General features: G+C 33.1%; 15 protein-coding genes. 2 read left to right on the top strand and 13 right to left on the bottom strand.

What is annotated here, in order from left to right; all coding sequences use genetic code 11:
* Window positions 1-165: 165 nt before the first annotated feature.
* Entirely contained in the window at window positions 166-1419 is a 1254-nt protein-coding gene (locus PYW44_RS01505; protein WP_107510450.1) for an MFS transporter, read from the bottom strand.
* Between the two features lie 424 nt (window positions 1420-1843).
* Here PYW44_RS01505 and PYW44_RS01500 point away from each other — a divergent pair, with 424 nt between their 5' ends.
* Together PYW44_RS01500 and PYW44_RS01495 are read left to right on the top strand one after the other, a co-directional pair.
* Window positions 1844-3433, top strand: a complete 1590-nt coding sequence (locus PYW44_RS01500) for an L-lactate permease (protein WP_021338853.1) — start codon at window positions 1844-1846, stop codon at window positions 3431-3433.
* Between the two features lie 237 nt (window positions 3434-3670).
* The gene (locus tag PYW44_RS01495) at window positions 3671-4330 is read left to right on the top strand and encodes a hypothetical protein (RefSeq protein ID WP_021338854.1); all 660 of its coding nucleotides are present in this window, start codon (window positions 3671-3673) and stop codon (window positions 4328-4330) included.
* Window positions 4331-4403: 73 nt separating this feature from the next.
* Here the strand turns inward: PYW44_RS01495 and ssuE are convergent, their stop codons facing one another.
* The 12 genes from ssuE to PYW44_RS01435 form a co-directional block, all read right to left on the bottom strand.
* On the bottom strand, window positions 4404-4943 hold the full coding sequence (ssuE, locus tag PYW44_RS01490; RefSeq protein ID WP_002506549.1) for an NADPH-dependent FMN reductase: 540 nt from the start codon (window positions 4941-4943) through the stop codon (window positions 4404-4406).
* A gap of 113 nt (window positions 4944-5056) precedes the next feature.
* Entirely contained in the window at window positions 5057-6466 is a 1410-nt protein-coding gene (locus PYW44_RS01485; RefSeq protein ID WP_069802349.1) for an LLM class flavin-dependent oxidoreductase, read from the bottom strand.
* Between the two features lie 121 nt (window positions 6467-6587).
* Entirely contained in the window at window positions 6588-8297 is a 1710-nt protein-coding gene (gene acsA / locus PYW44_RS01480; protein WP_046466015.1) for an acetate--CoA ligase, read from the bottom strand.
* Between the two features lie 534 nt (window positions 8298-8831).
* The gene (gene argB / locus PYW44_RS01475; RefSeq protein ID WP_046466016.1) at window positions 8832-9593 is read right to left on the bottom strand and encodes an acetylglutamate kinase; all 762 of its coding nucleotides are present in this window, start codon (window positions 9591-9593) and stop codon (window positions 8832-8834) included.
* 12 nt (window positions 9594-9605) lie between these two features.
* Window positions 9606-10844 (bottom strand): bifunctional glutamate N-acetyltransferase/amino-acid acetyltransferase ArgJ, encoded by a 1239-nt coding sequence (argJ, locus tag PYW44_RS01470; RefSeq protein WP_002506545.1) that lies wholly within the window; start codon window positions 10842-10844, stop codon window positions 9606-9608.
* 23 nt (window positions 10845-10867) lie between these two features.
* Window positions 10868-11899, bottom strand: coding sequence for an N-acetyl-gamma-glutamyl-phosphate reductase (gene argC / locus PYW44_RS01465; RefSeq protein WP_021338857.1), 1032 nt, complete (start codon window positions 11897-11899; stop codon window positions 10868-10870).
* A 47-nt stretch (window positions 11900-11946) separates the two neighbouring features.
* On the bottom strand, window positions 11947-13134 hold the full coding sequence (gene rocD, locus PYW44_RS01460) for an ornithine--oxo-acid transaminase (protein ID WP_021338858.1): 1188 nt from the start codon (window positions 13132-13134) through the stop codon (window positions 11947-11949).
* Window positions 13135-14209: 1075 nt separating this feature from the next.
* Window positions 14210-15547, bottom strand: a complete 1338-nt coding sequence (locus tag PYW44_RS01455; RefSeq protein WP_021338859.1) for a gluconate:H+ symporter — start codon at window positions 15545-15547, stop codon at window positions 14210-14212.
* A gap of 212 nt (window positions 15548-15759) precedes the next feature.
* Window positions 15760-16422, bottom strand: a complete 663-nt coding sequence (locus tag PYW44_RS01450; protein WP_021338860.1) for an ABC transporter ATP-binding protein — start codon at window positions 16420-16422, stop codon at window positions 15760-15762.
* A gap of 10 nt (window positions 16423-16432) precedes the next feature.
* A complete protein-coding gene (locus PYW44_RS01445) occupies window positions 16433-17356 on the bottom strand; it encodes an ABC transporter permease (RefSeq protein WP_021338861.1) in 924 nt (307 codons plus the stop codon).
* Entirely contained in the window at window positions 17353-18519 is a 1167-nt protein-coding gene (locus tag PYW44_RS01440; protein WP_002506539.1) for an ABC transporter permease, read from the bottom strand. The genes PYW44_RS01445 and PYW44_RS01440 overlap by 4 nt, the downstream gene beginning before the upstream one ends.
* Window positions 18520-18565: 46 nt before the next feature.
* Window positions 18566-20113, bottom strand: coding sequence for a DUF6583 family protein (locus PYW44_RS01435; RefSeq protein ID WP_069802635.1), 1548 nt, complete (start codon window positions 20111-20113; stop codon window positions 18566-18568).
* Between the last annotated feature and the right edge of the window lie 123 nt (window positions 20114-20236).

The following is a 20236-nucleotide window of genomic DNA, read 5'->3' as shown; positions in this document are numbered from 1 at the left end:
TATTTCTGGAGAGTTCCAAGAAAATTATTCTTTCATTTCCACACCATTTCAAAACGATTGCATAATTAGCTTTTTAAAATAAGAGAGTCCCATTCTAATTTCCAAACTAGAATGGGACTCCAATAACGATAAATATTTATTTTTTAAATACATGCTTTTTTTCGCTTATGTTGCTTCTTTCTTACTAAGTTTTGCACGTTCTTCAGGTGTTTTTAAGAAACGTGCCATAATTGCACTTGCCACATATAATCCAAAGATTAAGTACATCATTCCTTTTACACCAATACTATCGTAGAATAATGCTACTAACCCAGGTCCAGCAAATACACATAGCCCTGCGCCTAAGTTTAATATAGCCATCGCTGGTCCTTTATCGCCATCACCTACAAGAGAAGGTACAAGCGCAGAAATTGGAACAAATCCTGCTAAACACATACCCCATAAAAATCCTACAGTACCAACGACAAATACATTACCTGTAAATAATTCTGGTACAAAATATAATCCTAATGTAAATACAGCACAACCAACACCACCGATGTATGAGATTGTATTCTTCCAACCAATTTTGTCACTCAACGCACCGAATATTAAATTAAATATAATATTTGCGATAAAAATTGTTCCCCAAATATTGAGCCAAGTCGTCGTTGCAATACCTTTGGATGATAAATATATTGGTAAGAACAATGGAAATGCATATTGTGCCGCTTGATTAATTATTCTTACGATACATGCCACTGCAACACGTGGCTCTCTTTTTAATATCGTAATTCCAGCGCCCATTTCTTTTACATGTTCTTTAACACCATGCCCTTTATCTTCTATTTCAAATTGATCTCTGTTTACAAATACAGCTAAAAATGTTCCGATAAGTACCCATATAATGGCTGTCCATAAAGTGAACACATGACCAAACCATTGAATTGCAAATGAAGAATAGAATGAACCAAGCACACTTAAACCACCTGTAAATACAAACCAGAACCAACCTACTGCGGCACCTAATCGTTTTTGAGGTGAACGGTAAGCCACCCACACTAAAAATGAATAAGCAAACAATGGATAACCAAATCCTCGAATAGCATACGATGGAATCATTAATTCATAATTTATCGTAGGTATCGCAAATCCTACAAATATAATATGACCAACAATATATAAACCTGTGCCTAATAACATAACTTTACGCGGTCCGATAATTTCGACCAAAACACCAGAGAACCAAGATCCAATTGCAATCGTCACACCATAACAAGTCGTTAAAATTGCAGTTTGTTGAACGGATAAGCCATGATCATGAAGATAAGGACTAATCCATGCAAGTTCTAATCCATCCCCCATCATAAATATTAATACGCCAATGTACCCCCATAATAATGTTGGTGGCATTCCCATTTTCGTTAATTTTTTATTCATATTTAACACACCCCTATGTAATTAAATTGATAACTTATGACTACTTATACAATTACAAAACATACTAAAAACTTGAGTAATAAAAAATAAATTTCAATTATATTCTTCCATGATCCATTGATTAGAAAACGCTTTCATATATTGCCTTTATATTATTGTATTTTTTCTAATAATGCAAATTTATTTTCGTTTTCTTTCGTTTTCTTTCGTTTTATAATTAATAATAGATACTTTTTGTATTATTACACCTTCTATAGTACTCTATTAAATAAATACAGCTATTTTTTTGATATGTTTAATAAATTATTTAAGTTATATATTAATTACAGATGATTGATTTTTATACTGAAAACGTTTACAATAATCATGATTTAATCATCATATGACTAGATGATATTAATTTGTAAGTTAGGGGTTAAAATATATGCTGTTATTAATTGCTTTAAGTGCTGTAATTGTACCGTTTATCTTTTTAGTGCTGCTTCGCATGTCAGCTTTAAAAGGTATGATAATCAGTGCAATTGTTGTTACGTTATTGGGAATATTTGTTTGGGGGATGAAAGGTAATGTCGTAATTGCCTCATTATTACAAGGTACGCACAAAACGTTTACGATTCTATATATCTTATTCGGTGCGCTTGTATTACTTAATACTTTACGACAAACTGGGGCTGTAAATCGTATTAATTCAGGCTTCCAGAAAATATCTGGAGATATGCGTGTCCAAGTGATTATCGTCGCTTTCTTATTCGGATCACTTATTGAAGGTGCGTCTGGTTTTGGTACACCTGCAATGGTTACAGCACCATTAATGGTAGCTTTAGGTTTCAGACCAATGATTGCTGTAGTATCTGCATTAATCGCAGATAGTGTGGCCGTATCATTTGGTGCGGTTGGTACGCCTGTCCTTGTAGGGTTGAGTACATTGAAAGATGCTGACAGTGCATTCTTCCAATCTACCGCTGAACGTATTACTACATTAGATTTATTAAGTGGTGTTTTCATTCCAATTATTGTAATCATTACTTTAGTTGTTTTCTTTGGTAAGAAAAACAAATTAAAATCTATACTTGAAATGTTACCGTGGCTCGCTTTAATTGGTATTTTTTATGCAGGTTCAGCATTTGCTTATGCATTCTTATTTGGCGCAGAGTTCGTTGCAATTTTAGGTTCATTAACTGGTCTAATAGTAGCAGTTATAACTGCAAGTAAAGGTTGGTTATTGCCTAAGACTGAGTGGAAAGATGGCTTAGATGATTCATATGAAACTAATGAGTCTGAACACTCAATGAGTTTGCTAACAGCTTGGGCACCGTATTTAATGGTAGTTGTCTTATTACTACTTACAAGAACGGTACCATTTATTAAAGATTTCACAACAAGTGTTTTAGATTTAACTTGGACTAATATAATGAATTTTGAAGAGATCTCATCAGATTGGGAAGTGTTATATTCACCCGGAACCATCTTAATACTATCCGCAATATTTGCGATACTCATTCAGAAAAAACCGTTTAAAGACCTAACTAAAGCTAGTAAGGAATCATTGAGTACAATTAAAATTACAGGTATTACGCTTATTGCGACACTAGCAATGGTTCACGTCTTCATTAACTCTGGTATTAATGCCAATGACTTAATTAGTATGCCTGAGTACATAGCTAATGCTATGTCCCAATACTTAGGTCCAATTTGGTTATTTGTCGCTCCATTCTTAGGTGCCTTAGGTTCCTTTATTACAGGAAGCGCTACTGTTTCAACACTTACATTCTCACCAATTCAAATGAACATCGCAAACGCAATTGGTGCTGAACCATTCACTGTATTAGCCGCACAAATTATTGGTGCCGCTGCAGGTAATATGATTTGTGTTCATAACGTTGTTGCAGTTTGTGCTGTTGTCGATATGCCAGGTAAAGAAGGTAGTGTTATTAGAAAAACGCTCGGACCAGCACTATTATATTGTGCACTTGCAGGTATTAGTGCGTATATCTTCACACTATTTTTCTTCTAATTTAATTAGAAATTAATAAATAAAAAAGACTAAGTGCTTTGATTAGCATTTAGTCTTTTTTTATATGTTCTTTTTTAATGCTGCAAAACACCTAGGATATCCAATAGATTAAAGTGTATTTTTACTTTATAACTTCGTTATATTATCATACTCCTTAATATTTTGATAAAGTACAATTAACTTATTAATTAAATTTATTTGCCAAACTAAACAATGGGATTGGATGGGGATCTACAAATGAAATTTAAAAATGTTACATTATTAACATCTGACTTGGAAGAAACTTTGCAGTTTTACGAAGAAACATTAGAATGTCCTGTTCAAGTTATTGATCAAGATTCTTTTATTGTTCAAATTGGGGAAACTCAATTACATTTTCAAAAATCTGAAGAAATCAATCAACCGTTTTACCACTTTGCAATAGATATTCCTTACAATCATTTTTATGATATGAAACAACACTATCAAAATATTTTATTTTTATTAATGGAAGATGGTCAACACACAACTTATTTTGAATCCTTTGTTGCACATTCACTTTATTTTAATGATCCTTCAGGTAATATTGTCGAACTCATTGCAAGGGTATCTAATATGACGGATGATCCTGAATTTTCAAGAATTAGTGAAGTCGGATTTGTATGTAATGAGCTAGACGATGTGTATCAAGCTTTAATCAATCATCATCTTACAACACATGAAGCACGCTCATTTTCTCCAGAAGGTTTAAATTTCATGTGTGATTCAGACGATGAGTGTTATATTTTATTGACACCAGAAAATAAAAAATGGATTTTTTCTGATAAAGCATCTACTGCATTTCCGATAGCTATTGAAACACAAGACTTCAAATTAACTTACGACGACAAACATCAATGGTCTTTAGTATCTTTATAAATTTATACATAAAAAAGGATGGGAGCAAGACATGTATTGATGTCACACTCCCATCCTTTTTATATTCAAAATATTATTCCCTTACCTGTGATTTGTCACTGACAAACTTTTTTAACGTTTTATCTAATCCATCTTTTGCTTCTTGATCATAATCATAAGTGCCGTCTTCATTAGAAGTGATGTGTTTATCTAATATAAATCTACCTTTGTGAATTGTATCTGCACCTAATTCTTTAATCACTGGATCTAAGCTATATTGAATTGCTAATACATGTGCAAAGGTTCCGCCTAATGCTAACGGCAATACTGTCTTACCTGTGAAAGCACCTCTTGGTAATAAATCTAAATACGTTTTAACAATACCTGAATAAGCTGCTTTAAATACAGGAGATATGATAATAATACCATCTGCGCTTTCTATTTTCTGATGTGTTTCATTAATAGACGCATTAGAAAAATCCGCTGTAATCAACGCTTCTGCGTCTAATTGATGAACGTGTACAACATCTGTATCAATACCTTCACCTTCTAGATATTTTTCAGCATACTCAACAATACCTGTTAAACGAGATTGTAATTTATTTCCACCTGCAATGATTGCTACACTTGCCATCTTTAATGTCCCCCTTTATTTATTCAAACTGCTTATACATTTTCAGACACATGACAGGTCCTCAATTGTTAAAACCAAACATGTTATTGTTGTGCGCTTTGTCTCTATCAAATTTAAATTTCTGCTGTACTATAACTATATTGCTCATTTAATTGCGGTTTATATTGTGATCCTGGATGCGTTGATCTTAAATACTTTTCACCTTTACCGAATAAATTTTCTCTAAGTGTTGTATTTTCTTCATCATAATCTTTACGATAAACGCCACGTGCTTGTAATATTGGAACGACTTTTTCTATGAAATCTTCATATGAATTTGGTATCGTTCCATAGGCAATATTAAATCCATCTACATCAGCAACTTCAACCCAATGCTCTATTTCATCAGCAATTTGCGTAGGTGTACCGACAAAGCGAACTGAGCCAATACCTAAGCCATGATGTTTAATAGCCTCTTTCAGTGTCCATTTATGTGTCGGATCTTTCGCATAAATATCTAACAAGCTTTGAATTGCGTCTGTTTCAATATCTTCTAAATATTGATCAGGATCAAATTGAGAAAAGTCTATGCCTGTGTGTCCACTTAATAAAGCAGCAGTTCCTTCATAAGTGATATGTTGGATTAACTCTTGATGTAATTGTTCTGCTTCTTCTACCGTATCACCAATAACGGGAACAATCATAGTAAATACCTTTAAGTCTTCTTTATTTCTGCCTTGTTGTGTTGCTCTAGAACGAATGTCATTTACATCATTAGCCAAACCTTGAAGTGAATGATTCACGACAAAGATTGCTTCTGCATGTTTACCTGCAAAGTTACGACCTTTATCTGAAGCACCTGCTTGGAATAATACTGGTGTACGTTGTGGAGATGGCTCTACAATATGTGGTCCAGGTACATTAAAGAAACGACCTTTGTGATTAATTAAATGTACTTTATCAGGATCTGCATACGTGTTGGTAGCTTTATCTTTTACAACTGCATCATCTTCCCAACTGCTTTCCCACAATTTATACGTTACATCTAAAAATTCATCTGCACGATCGTATCTTGTTTCTTTAGGCATACGTTCTGTTAACCCTAAATTTTCCGCTTCACTTCCTAGGTAAGATGTCACAACGTTCCAACCAATACGACCATGTGTTAAATGATCTAATGTAGAAAATTTTCTCGCAATATCATACGGCTGAAAATAAGTTGTAGATACAGTTGGTGCAAACCCTACATGTGCTGTTGCTTGCGCCATAGCAGAAATCACTAATAAAGGATCATGATCTGGGACTTGAACGGCATGTTGTACAGCTGTTTTATAATCATTGCCATATTCACTATATGTTCCTAATACATCAGCGATAAATAATGAATCGAACTTGCCTTTTTCAAAAAGCTTTGCAAGCTTCACCCAATAATCTATTGTGCCATGTTGCGCACCTTCATGTTTGTCATGTTTCCAAAGTCCAATTGCGTGTGGTGCTGGTGAGTTCTGAATAAAGCCATTGAAATGTATTTGTTTTTTTCCCATTGTTATTACCTCCTATGAGTTTAAGTGATACCTGTACTTATATTTCATGTTTCCATTTTCATTTATCTTGTAAAATATTTTTATATTAATTAGATATAATTAATCGGATATTATTTAAAAATTATTTTTCAATCGTACTCAAATCTCCAGCTGGTAAATCTAATTCCCAAGCTTTTAAGACACGACGCATAATTTTACCAAAACTTGTTTTCGGTAATTTATCCATAAAATCAATTTCTCTTGGTGCAGCATGTGCAGCTAAACTGGTCTTAACAAATTGTTTTATTTCAACTTTGAGTTCATCTGTTTTCTCTACGCCTTCACGCAATGTGACATACGCTTTGATTATTTCACCCCTTACGTCATCAGGGATACCAATAACACCTGCCTCAGCAATCGCTGGATGTTCTACAAGTTTAGACTCAACTTCAAACGGGCCTACTCTTTCGCCTGATGTCATAATCACATCATCTACTCTACTTTTGAAGAAAAAGTAATTGTCTTCATCACGATATGCTGAATCTCCAGAAATATACCAACCATTCACAAAATATGAATTGAATTTTTCTTCATTTTTCCATATTTTTCTCATCATGGAAGGCCATCCTGCTTTTAACGCTAAATTACCTAAAGTATTGGGAGGTAGTTCATTGCCTTCGTCATCGACAATACTTGCAGTAATACCTGGTAATGGTTTACCCATAGAACCCAATTTAATTGTCTGACTTGGATAATTCACAATCATTAATCCACCGGTTTCTGTCATCCACCAAGTATCTAGTATACGTCTGCCATATACTTCATTGCCCCAACGAATCACTTCTGGATTTAATGGTTCACCGACTGACAAAATACTTCTTAACGTTGATAAATCATATTGCTTAGTGAATGTTTCGCCTTTACTCATCAACATACGTAAGGCTGTAGGTGCGGTATACCATAATGTGACTTTATATTTTTCTATCATTTCATACCATAATTCTGGTGAGAATCTTCCACCTATGACACAATTCGTTACGCCGTGAAGCCAAGGGCTGAATATGCCGTAGGACGATCCTGTCACCCATGCTGGATCTCCAGTACACCAATAAATATCATCTTCTTGTAAATCTAATACATATTTCCCTGTAATGTAATGCACAATCATCGCATCCTGTGCATGTAAGACGCCTTTAGGTTGGCCAGTTGAACCAGATGTGTAATGCAATACAAGTGGATCTTCACGATTTAGCCATTCAATGTCGAAGCTATCACTCGCATGCTTGAACGCTGTATGAAAATCAATATGTTCTGGCGATACATTGTTACCCACAACTATAATTGTTTCTAAGTCTGGTAATTTTGAGTAAGGTACACGAGGTAATAAATCTTCCGTTGTAACTAAGACTTTAGCGTCTGCATTGCTTAAACGTTCTTCTACTGCTTGATCCATAAATGCTTCGAATAATGGGCCACATATTGCTCCAGTTTTTAAAATACCTAAAAATGAAAAATAAAGTTCTGGCATTCTAGGCATATACACAAACACTCTATCGCCTTTTTCTACGTTAGCTTCTGTCTTCAATAGATTCGCTACTTTATTTGAAGCTAGCTTTAAATCTTCGAAAGTAAAAGATGCTTCTTGTGCGCTGTCTTTATAATTCAAGGCTATTTTTTGCCCTTTACCGTTGTCTACGTGACGGTCTATACATTCATATGCCATATTTACTTTTCCTGTTTCATACCAAGAAAATGCTTTTTCCGCTTCTTCCCAATCAAAGTTATTATATGTATATTCATAATCTTGAAGATTAAAGTTTCCTTTTTCACCTTTTAAAATTTCAGTTGTCATGTGTATGCCTCCTATAAAGATTTAAAAATCATTATAGATGGAACTTTCTGAATATTCAACCTATTATTTAATAATTCCGATATATTTAGTATGATTTAAACCTTTGAAACCTAGAGCCACATATCTTAGAAGTTTTACAAATAATTTTAATATTTTTTAATTGTTCCACAATTTCATTTTAAATTATTATAACTTAAAGGAAATTTATTATTCATTTGATTACGATTGCTTTGGTGTGAGAATTGATAATAAAAATAATTATTATGTTAGATTATATTTTATAATTGATGAGAATAAATATGTCATTATCATCTTAAGAGATATAGAGGTCTTTTGAGATGATATTTGAGACTCATAGATGTATTTGGTTTATTTAGGCAAAATAAGGATAGTAGGCGGTTATATAGCATTGTAATGAATGGTTGAACTTGTATTTTGAAAATAGCAGTGGTTGTGGTGACTCCCAAGCTAAAAAAGGCTAACTATTTATTGTTAATAAATAGTTAGCCTTTTTTAAATATATTGTTGGTCGTACTAACGCTGGATGGTTGTACCAACGTTTTGACCGCTTTGTAATTTTTTAATAATATGTGATTCATTACCTGCCGCAATGACTACTTTTTCACAACCTGATTCAATCGCTTGAACCGCATCTTGAACTTTAGGAATCATACCGCCGTAAATTGACGCTTGATCGATATAGAGATTGATACGTTCAGCATTCAGTGTAGCTTGCACTTTTTCATCAATGATGACACCAGGAATATCACTTAATAGATAAATTGGAGCCTGTAAAAATTGTGCGATTTTATATGCTAATGTATCTGCATTAATGTTATACAATTGTCCTGTGCTTCTATGTTGACCTATAGATGCAATGACTGGTACAAATTGTTCTGTTAATGAAGCAAGTACAGAAGTATCGACATCTGTAGGTTCACCGACATAACCATATTTATCGTCTAATGGGATGACATCAAATAATTTTGCATCTATGCCATTGATACCAACACTTTGAATATCTGATTTATTAATTTTGCTAACGAGACTTGGATTGACTGATCCAATTAATGTCTGACTTGTTACTGAAAGTACTTCTCGCGTTGTCACTCTTAAGCCATCTTTAAATTGTGTAGACACGTCTTGTTGCTCCAAAGCTTCATTAATAAAAGGTCCACCGCCATGTACAATGATGGGTTTAAATCCTTGTTGTCTTAAAAATGCAATGTCTTCTATTGTTGAATCGTGTAGATTTGTCAGAGTGCTGCCACCTATTTTAATTACAATATAACTCATCTGTCACACTCCTTAGGTTCTATATGAAGCATTGATACGTACATATTCATATGAAAGGTCACAACCATATGCTGACGCTGCGCCTTCACCATTACCAACTGATGCTTCAATGTAAATATTATCCGCTTCTAATTGTTTTTTTAAATGTAACTCATCAAATTCAACTGACATGCCATCTTCAACGACAGGCACATTACATAAAGAAACATTCGTCTGACTTGGTTCTATGTCTTCAGAAGCATAGCCCATCGCTGTAACGATTCTTCCAAAGTTGGCATCTTCACCATGAATTGCTGTTTTAACGAGACTTGATGATACAATACTTTTAGCAATTTTTCTTGCTTCTGCAACATCATTTGCGCCTTTAACTTTAGCCGTAACTAATTTCGTCGCTCCTTCACCATCTTTAGCTATAGATTTAGCAAGATACTGGCTCACGAAATTTAACGCATATTCAAATTTTTCCCAATCTGGATGTAACGTATCGAGTTTATTATGGTTCGCCTGTCCATTTGCCAAGCCAAGAACCATATCATTTGTACTAGAATCTCCATCAACTGTAATCATATTAAAAGAGTTATCAATCGTTTGTTTTAAACAATTGTCTAGCGTATCCGCATCAATTTTGGCATCTGTAGTAATAAATGACAGCATTGTTGCCATATTCGGATGAATCATACCCGAACCTTTAGCTGTTCCTCCAATTGTTACAGTTATACCATCAATTTCAACTTGCACAGATAAATGTTTAGTAAATGTGTCCGTCGTTAAAATAGCTTGATTGAAAAACTCACTTTGATTATATTGTTCTTTTAAAACGTTTTGTGTGCCGTGTTGTATCTTATCCATAGGTAAAAACGATCCTATAACACCTGTAGACGCGACACCCACGCTTTCTTTGGATAAATTTAAATGCTCTGCTACCCATGCTTGCGTGTCTTTGGCATCTTGTATACCTTTTTCACCAGTACATGAATTAGCATTTGCTGAATTCACTACAATGGCTTGTAATGATTGATTATTTTTAATCGTTTCTTCAGTTACTTTTAACGGTGCTGCTTTAAAACGATTCAGTGTATAAGTTCCTGCTGCAGCAGCTGCTGTCGTAGAGTATATCCATCCAAAGTCTTTTTTCTTTCTTCTTAATCCAACGTGCATGCCTCCAGCTATAAAACCTAATGGAGAACTTACATCCCCTTGTAAATCTATCTTCAATTGATTGAGTGTATCTAACGTTTCAATATCTTTCATCCCATCTCACCTTTCTTTTTATATTACGGATATACAGGTAATTGTGTTAATCCTGTTGCTTCGTTCAATCCATACATTAAGTTTAAATTTTGTATTGCTTGACCACTTGCACCTTTGACTAAGTTATCAATAACAGAAACAATCACTGCTGTTTGACTTTCTTCGTCAACATACATGCCGATATCACAATAATTACTACCGTATACTTCTTTAGTTTTAGGATAATTACCTAAATCTCTAATGCGTACAAATGGTTTACTATCATAATATTGCTTGAAAGTTGCATGTAAATCTTCGCTAGTAGTTTGTTTGTTTAATTTCACATATATCGTAGAGAGTATGCCACGTGTCATTGGTACTAAATGCGGGGTAAATACTACTTTGATATCTTCATTTGCTAAATGCGAGACATATTGTTCTATTTCAGGCTTATGTTTATGCTTACCAATCGCATAAGCACTTAAGTTTTCATTCATTTCAGCGTAATGCACGTGTTGTGCAAGTGACCTTCCAGCTCCTGAAACGCCTGTTTTGGCATCTATAATAATTGAATCTTGTTGAATTAGTTTTTGATCTATTAACGGATGTAACGCTAATAATGTCGCAGTAGGGAAACAACCTGGATTAGCTACTAGTTGTGTATTCGTTTGATCTATTTCAGACCATTCTGCAATACTATAGTTTGCATCATTTAATTGTTGTTGTGTCGCAGCTGCTTCACCATAAAATTGTTGGTAGACATCTCTATTAGTTAATCTGAAGTCACCTGATAAATCGATGACTTTTATATTTTTCTTTACCAAATCTGGCGCTACATGTTTACTTACATTTGAAGGTGTAGCAAAGAACATCACATCACAGTCAACTGTTTCAGTGTCTAAAGCTTCGTAGTGATGCGTTAAATGAGTTAAGTGAGGAAATGTATCTTTTATTGGTTCATCCGCTTTAGAATGTGAAAAGATATATTTAATTGTTACATTTGGATGGTGTTGTAATAATCGAATTAACTCCACTGCACCATAACCACTGCCTCCTACTATCCCAACTTCTATCATAACGTTCATTCCTTTCTGAATATTCAAACTTTTTTAAGTGTTATGCTTTACTTTTTTTCTAAAACTTCTGTTATTACTTTTATAACTTTATCAATTTCCTCATCTTCAATAACAAGTGGTGGTGCAAGTCTAATAATATTCCCTTGTGTTTCTTTACATAGCACACCTTGTTCTATCATCTGTTGACAATAAGATTGTGCTGCTTCAGTTAATTCAATACCGATAAATAATCCTCTGCCTCTCACATCTTTTATGATGTTGCTGTCTATCAGCTGTAAATGGTTAAGTAATTTTTGTCCTTGTTCAGCAGAACGTTCGATTAAGTTTTCGTCAATTAACACATCTAATGCTGCGATTGATACTGCACATGCAAGTGGATTACCTCCAAATGTTGAACCATGTGTACCAGGTGTAAGTACTTTCATCACGTCATCGTTAGCTAACACTGCTGAAATCGGATAAAGACCGCCACCAAGCGACTTACCTAATAAGTAAATGTCTGGTTCTACACCTTCCCATTCCATTGCAAACATCTTACCTGTTCTACCAAGACCAACTTGTATTTCATCTGCAATAAATAGAACGTTGTGTTCATCACATAAGTTTCGAACTTCTTGGATGAAATAATCTGGCGGTACGTTGACGCCGCCTTCACCTTGTATTGGTTCAAGTACAATTGCGGTTGTATTTTCGTTAATGAGTGATTTCAAGCGAGTGATATCTCCGAAATCCATATATTGCATATTATCTAGCAAAGGTCCAAAACCTTTTTTATAACTTTCTTGCGACGATAACGATAAGGCACCTAGTGTACGACCATGGAAATTACCATTCATTGCAATAATTTCGCCTTGGTTTTCCGCTATACCTTTAACATCAGATCCCCATTTTCGTGCGATCTTAATTGCCGTTTCAATGGCTTCTGTACCTGTATTCATAGGTAATACTTTTTCTTTATTGGCAAGTGAACATATTTTCTCTTCCCATTTGCCCAAATTATCGCTATATAATGCACGTGATACCATAGTTATTTTTTCACTTTGCTCTTGAAATGCTTTTATAATTTTCGGATGACAATGCCCTTGATTGACGACTGAAAAACCTGAAATACAATCAATGTAGCTATTATCTTCAACATCCCAAACTTTAGCACCGAGACCTTTCGTTAAAGCCAGTTTAAGCGGGCTATAATTGTTCGAACTGTATTGATCTGTTAGTGCAAATAAATCATTCATCGAAACCCTCATCCCTTTTCTATAAATATTCTAAATTTTGAATTAATATCCATAAATCATACACGTAATTTTACAATTAGTCAAAGATTAATTTAAATAATAATTAAATAAACAATTGCCTTAAAGCCTTTTTACGAGTTTTTTATATAATTAACATTTCTATAAATACTGTGATGACACTCTGTTAAATGTATATAGGTTGTATTATTTAGTGCAGATGGCTTTTAAAAAAACTGTTATGTAATTATTTTATGGCAGTAACCGCCCTACTATTTTCATAAAAATGGCAAACTAAGTTTCCTTTCCACTTAGTTTGCTTAATATTAATTATCACCATCTAAGATTTTCATTTGCTATTATAGAATTTTGGTTTGTGCTCAAATTTGAACTTTTATCTTTATTGATTTGCTTAGTAAATTTAAAACAGATACTACGCCGTAGCATGCTGTATCAAATTTATAATAATTAGATATGAAATCATACGGGGCATGAATCTCGTTAATACAATTTTTCACGATACTTTTTAACAATAAGAAAGCAACGCTTACAAAGTATAAATAATTCATAAAGTGCTGCCATTTTATTTGCGTTTTTGCTAATCTATTTTACGTTCAAAACAAGTTGAATGCATTTTTTATACAAACTCTTGTATACGGAATTATTATACGCATATAAAAACTCAAGTCAAACCAACTTTTAAATCGACAATAACTGTATATAAATGTATCTTTATACATATTAACCATACTTAATGTATAAAGATGTGGCACAATTCATTCGCCTTCAGTCCTATAGATAAAGTCCATAGCGTGTCATTTTACCATGTTACTCATTTATTCATTAAAAGTATATTCACAGTAAATATCAAATTTACACGCAATTGCCTCCAAACCTTTTGATACCAACACTTGTAGCCATTTTACAGCCTTTCAAATCACAAATTTACCCTTATTTTACTTTTTTAATGTATTTATACACAAATGAAGTAGTATCTACAAGGAATTGTGTTTAATCCATTTAGATACTGCTTTTTATGATGTTACTCAAATATATAATTATGCTTTTAGTAAGGTCATTACATAAATAAATCTAGTATTAGGACAACAATTAATCCAGTAATTGATGTTGTCAATAATAAGACACCCCATGTTTTAAAGGTATCCTTTATGGAAATATTAAAGTATTCTTTAAATAGCCAGAATGAAGCATCATTTACGTGTGTAATGGTATTACTACCTACTGCAGTAGCGAGGACCATAAGCACAGGACTTACATTAAACGTAGGTATCAGTGGCCCTACAATGCCTGCTGCAGTAATCGCTGAAACTACACCTTGTCCAGTAGCAATACGAATTAACGCTGTAATGAGCCAAGCCATGATAAGTGGTGAAATATTAGTATCTTTCATAATATCTGCTATATAGTTCCCAACATTAGCTTCTAGTATTACTTCTTTAAATGCACCACCTGCACCGACGATGAATATAATCGTTGCAACACCTTTCAAGCCGCTTTCAAATGTCTTCATCATATCATCCATATTTTTACCTTTTCTAAGACCGAAGATGACAATAGCAGTTAAAATAGCAATAATAAGACTGATTTCTGCACTTCCTAAAAATGTTACAGTTTCATGTAATAATGTATCCTCAGTAATAAATAAACTTAGAATTGTTGAAATCGAAATTAAAATTGCAGGAATAAGTGGTATAAATAAACTCATTCCAAAACTTGGCATTTCACTTTCTGAAAAAACCTTGTTCTTTTTTAATAACGGAGGTACTGGATAATCCATATTTTTCATAAACTTAGGTAGTACAATACCTGCCATGAACACACTAGGTATAAAGACAATAATTCCTAATATATAAACCATACCCATATCTGCGTTGTAAGCATCTACAAGGGCAGTTGGTCCTGCTTGAGGTGGAAATATACTATGCGATAGTGTCGTGGCAGCAACCATAGTAATCGCTAACTTCATAAATGGTGTTTTTGCTTCCACTGCAATACTAATTACTAATGGTGCTAAAATCATAAATGCCACTTCATAAAACACAGAAATACCAAATACAGCACCTACAATAATTAATGCCCACTGCACATGTTTAGCACCAAATTTATTTATAAGTGTCGATGCAATACGTTGTGCTGCACCTGAATCCACCATTAATTTACCAAGTACTGCACCAAATCCAATAATAAGCGCTAGACTTCCTAACGTTGATCCTAATCCTTCTTTAATTGTTTCTAATATTGCAACAGGTTTCATCCCGTTTATAAAACCAACCACTATTGCTGAAAAAATGAGCGCTAGAATACTATTGATTTTGAGCTTAATATTTAAGAATAATAGTAAGGCAACCCCTATTACGAGTGAAATGAGTGGTAGATGTTCGCTTAAAAATGACAATTTCATGTCCTCCCATCCCTTAATAACTTATGAAAGCGAATTCACAACTTCTAATTATAATAGATTTAATTTAAAATAACAACGTTGTTATTTTAAAAATTGCTTTTACTTTAATTTCTCAAAAGATATCCAACTAATTAATATAAAAATAAAAGCATACCCGTCACTGTATAGGCTTTTTATAACAATAACGGATAGGCTTTTTAATTTTGTTAATTATACGTATCAAAGTGCCATTGCTTATCTTTCAGGACATCTCTATAGAATGGGTCTGTGCCGATTACTTTAATACGATCTGCTAACGCTTCTACTTCGTCTAAATGATGTGTCGTTAATATAATCAGACATTGTGCTTTCATTTTATTGAGCAAGCTATGAATATCATATCTTGATTTCAAATCTATACCTACAGTTGGTTCATCTAATATTAATATTTGCGGATTACTTAAAAGCCCTATTAATACATTCACTTTTCTTTTCGTGCCACCTGATAGTTTCGACACAGCAACTGTTCTATCTGCTAAATGAAGTTGGGATGCATACTGGTCTATTGTGTCCTCTGTTATAGGATTTTTACATAATGCCTTAAAGCAATTGATATTTTCATTTACTGACATGTGTTCAAATAATGCAATATCTTGAGGCACATATCCAATCATATCTTGAAGTTGCTTTTTTGCAACTTGGTCACCAAAGTAAGTAATATTGCCTCGATCCGCATCCTCTAATCCTGAAATCATTCTTAGCAGTGTGGATTTTCCAGCCCCATTTTCACCAAGTAAAATAGTTAACTGTTTATCTTCAAATGTCATATCTAGCGATTCAAAGATGCTTTTACGACGGTATTGTTTTTTAATATTTTGTAATTTTATCATCTCATCACTCCTATAATTGTATGAAGATATAAATTAAACTCATCACTAGTGCATATATAAGGGTCATAAATAGTCTATGACTTAATGTATTTACTTTAAATAATAGCCAAGCTACGCCCAATTCATAAATTAAAATAACCAATAGCGATTTCACATAAAATATCAATGATAAATTTTGTTGAAATACGATTGTTGTCAGACTTAAAAAAATCATTAATATAATGGTATGTGCAATAGCATATGTTCCAAACAATTTAAGTCGACTATAGCGGAACATAAATAACCTTGCCAGTGCTCCATTTTGTTTCAATCTTTGATGTAACACAATTTGAACACTGCTAACACATAATAAAATCGCAAAGACAATACTTAATGATATTGAAGTATTAGAACTATGATTAATAACATAATGCGCTATCTTTGATTCTGGTGTTTCTTGATTTAATTTTTTATTAACTGTATTTAACGAATAATCTCGACCGTTATCTTCTAAATGCGACTTCACTATATTAGGTATTTGCTGTTCATACAACGAACGACTAATCATTTCTAACGTAATATCACCTATAAAGTCATCTCTGCCATATAGGGTTAGTGCATTTTTTAAATTATTACTATGCAACTTGTCACTATAATTTTCTGGTATTTGTAAACTCACTACCGCTTCTTTTCTAGTAACGCGTTCCTCAATATATGCTTCATCAAGCGGAACATGCTCAATTTTCACAAATTCATTATTATCTATACCTTCAATCAATTTTTTAGATGACGACGAGCGTTCTTGATCTTGGACTGCAACTGGTATTTGAAATGATTGATTGAGTGTCTTGTACACACCCCACACTGCCAATAGTGTAAATAATAATAATATCGTCAGTAACACGTATTGTTTCCACTGTTTTACGACTACGATAAAAAGGTAAGGTTGAATCATCTACGATACCTCCTGACAATGACAAATATTAGTACAACAAATGATAATAGCAAGCTAATATAAAACATAAGCGGCGTTTCTAAAATGTAATTATTTAATATGATTTCCAACATTTGATTTGTTACAAAACTAAATGGTTGAGTCGTAAAAATACCATTGAATAAATGCTTAAAATATATGGTAGGTATGATTAAGCCTGATAGCAGCAAAATCACAAGACTTAATATACTTTTCAAAATATAATTCATCCATTTAAATGATATTAAATCAATAATCGTCAGCCAGATTATCAGCATCAAGATATAATATATAAGTTGAATTACTAGAGTAGACCAATTGTAGCTTTCAAAATCATTCGGCAATACATTGAGCATCCAAAATAAGCCAACTACAGCCCAAATACTCGTATAAAATAATGTAAATAAACTTCGAATAAGTGTTAGTTTCTCAAATGAAAAATGATACATGCTTAACCTAGATTTTAATGCTGTTACTTGATTCATTTTTAAAATTGAAAATAACGATAAAGCGAAGATAAAAATAGACGCTAAATAGCCAGTTATCACATAATAACTCGCAGTATCATAGATTTGTACAGGTTGATAATCAAAACCGCCTGTACGGTTTAACCCTGTAAACAATAAGTCTGTTAATAAAAGCATCGTGTCTTCTTTTCCAGCGTCCTCTGCAAGTGATGTATAAGCAAGTCCCCCACCCATAGACAACATGAGACGATTGTACACTGAATCTGTTAATTGATTAATGACTAAACTTTTAGTCGATTGTTTATCATATGTATAAACCGAAATAGGCAAGTTACCATTTTTATAAAATGACTTAGTCATCCCTTTTTCAAACACATAGTATCCTTCTAACTTCCGAGCTTTTAACAATTGGTGTGCTTCTTGTTTATTATAGCGTTTGATACTAATGTCTTTGCCTAAGTTTGTGCCATTGCCCATCGATTTAAGTATTAATGCAGTTTCTGTCGATTGATCGCGATCCACAACACCAATTCTAAATTTGGAATCATCTTGGTTAAATTGTTGTATGACAAGTAAGACTGAAAACAAACCAATGATAATTAACACCAAATATAAAAACAAATGCCATTTTTTCAATAAAAAGGAGTGGTAAATGCGAAACAATTGTAATGTTCTCATTTAACCACTCCTTTCATTAATATTTTAGTTTAAATTTTTATAATGCTTATTTATCTTCAAGATCTTTCACAACATCTTTCAAGATGTCTTCAGCATTATCAGAAATTTCTTTTTGTAATTTACTGAAATCACTGTTAGACATTGTATTTAAATCTTTCGCACCAGCTTTATCAAACTTAATGTCTTCTTTAAGTTTAGTTTCGCCTTTTATGTTAACTGTAACAGGTTCATATTGAACTTCAGTAGTAATGTCAAGATCTTGTTTTTGTGAATTATTCTTCACATCAGTCTCTAATTTATTTTCATATTCAATTGTAGTTTCATCGTAGTTTGCACTGATTTCGATATCACCTTTATCAGTACGTTTGTTACCGTCCACTGTTTCTTTATTTGTAACTTTGATATCTGATTCTTTAATACCATCATCAAAACCTAAAGTATATTTATCGTCATACTTATCATCTTCTTTTGTTGACTCACCTTTAAGCGAAATCTTAGCCTCATCAGCAGATACGTTATAATCCATAACTAACTTGTCATCATCGATTAGACTTGTACCCTCTAATTTAATTTCAGCACCGCTGTTATCTTTCAATGTTAAATCACGTTTAAGAATTTGATTGTCATCTTCCCATATTACAGATTTAATACTTGGGAATTCATCTTTATCAGCATCTTTCACTTCTTCTAAAGCCTCATCAATTGAATCATCATATTCTTCAGCATTAAATTGATCTTCTGCAATGCCTTTAATATCTTTATCTTCTTTAGCTTTTTCTAGAACTGCTGTCAAAATTGATTTCGTTTCAGCTTTGCTAATATCCATTGTTACTTTATTCGTATCTTTCTCTTCGCCATCAACATCGATCTTATCGTCTTCTTTTTCAAAATTATCATCATCAAGTTTATCGATAATTAATTCACTATAGCGTTCACTAATTTCTTCAACTTTTTCTTGTGAAATTTGTGTCCCAGATAATAGAGAATTTAAATTCAATGTATCATTCGTGATTGCTGAATTATTGCTGTTCATACTTGATGAGCTACTTGAAAAATCGCTTGATGAACTGCTTGATGAACTACTTACTGTTTCACCCGTTAATTTTTCATAAACATCTACGAGTTCATCATTTTTAGCTTTGTAAACATCATCTAAAATTGGTGCTGAGTAGTATTGATTATCCTCATCTGCTGCCCATTGAAATTCCCCAATTTCATTATCGGCTACAGTAGGGTTTAATGCTAATACTGACTTTTCGTTCTCAGGATCATGTCCCATTTTAAATCCTATTTTAGAAGCATCTACTGCAGATTTTGGTATATCAGATGATTTAAGTAATTTCTCTGGTACATCTGCACTTGCATCTAAACTAATTAAATATGACTCATCTTTCATTTTGTCTTGAAATTTAAATTCATTTTCAAAACGGTCTTTAGCGTATTCTTGCATTTGCTTAGCGGTTTCTTGCTCACTTAATAAATATGTGTTCTTCGGTGAATTTTTCATGAAATAATAAGCAGCTGCACCGCCTATCCCAACAACGAGTAACAACCCAATAACGACTGCTATGACAATCTTCACTGTCTTTGACATATCGTCCAACCTCCCATAAACTTTTATTTCTTTTATAATATCACAAAACTTATAATATTAATTAATTAATTTGATAATTTTTATAAGTTTTTGCATCTTTTTAAATTATATATTTATACTTTT

The organism is Staphylococcus equorum (assembly GCF_029024965.1).
Taxonomy (GTDB): domain Bacteria; phylum Bacillota; class Bacilli; order Staphylococcales; family Staphylococcaceae; genus Staphylococcus; species Staphylococcus equorum.
This window is presented reverse-complemented; position numbering and strand designations above follow the sequence as displayed.

Coding starts and splice junctions, on each gene's coding strand:
- argJ (WP_002506545.1), bottom strand. CDS start 10,844: ATGAAAGATATTGAAACGTTAGATACACTCAATCAATTGAAGATAGAT.
- PYW44_RS01445 (WP_021338861.1), bottom strand. CDS start 17,356: ATGATTCAACCTTACCTTTTTATCGTAGTCGTAAAACAGTGGAAACAA.
- ssuE (WP_002506549.1), bottom strand. CDS start 4,943: ATGGCAAGTGTAGCAATCATTGCAGGTGGAAATAAATTACAATCTCGT.
- PYW44_RS01500 (WP_021338853.1), top strand. CDS start 1,844: ATGCTGTTATTAATTGCTTTAAGTGCTGTAATTGTACCGTTTATCTTT.
- acsA (WP_046466015.1), bottom strand. CDS start 8,297: ATGACAACTGAAATTTTAAAAGGTGAAAAAGGAAACTTTAATCTTCAA.
- rocD (WP_021338858.1), bottom strand. CDS start 13,134: ATGAATGATTTATTTGCACTAACAGATCAATACAGTTCGAACAATTAT.
- PYW44_RS01505 (WP_107510450.1), bottom strand. CDS start 1,419: ATGAATAAAAAATTAACGAAAATGGGAATGCCACCAACATTATTATGG.
- PYW44_RS01440 (WP_002506539.1), bottom strand. CDS start 18,519: ATGAGAACATTACAATTGTTTCGCATTTACCACTCCTTTTTATTGAAA.
- PYW44_RS01435 (WP_069802635.1), bottom strand. CDS start 20,113: ATGTCAAAGACAGTGAAGATTGTCATAGCAGTCGTTATTGGGTTGTTA.
- PYW44_RS01450 (WP_021338860.1), bottom strand. CDS start 16,422: ATGATAAAATTACAAAATATTAAAAAACAATACCGTCGTAAAAGCATC.
- argC (WP_021338857.1), bottom strand. CDS start 11,899: ATGATAGAAGTTGGGATAGTAGGAGGCAGTGGTTATGGTGCAGTGGAG.
- PYW44_RS01485 (WP_069802349.1), bottom strand. CDS start 6,466: ATGGGAAAAAAACAAATACATTTCAATGGCTTTATTCAGAACTCACCA.
- argB (WP_046466016.1), bottom strand. CDS start 9,593: ATGAGTTATATTGTAATTAAAATAGGTGGCAGCACTCTGACAAATCTA.
- PYW44_RS01495 (WP_021338854.1), top strand. CDS start 3,671: ATGAAATTTAAAAATGTTACATTATTAACATCTGACTTGGAAGAAACT.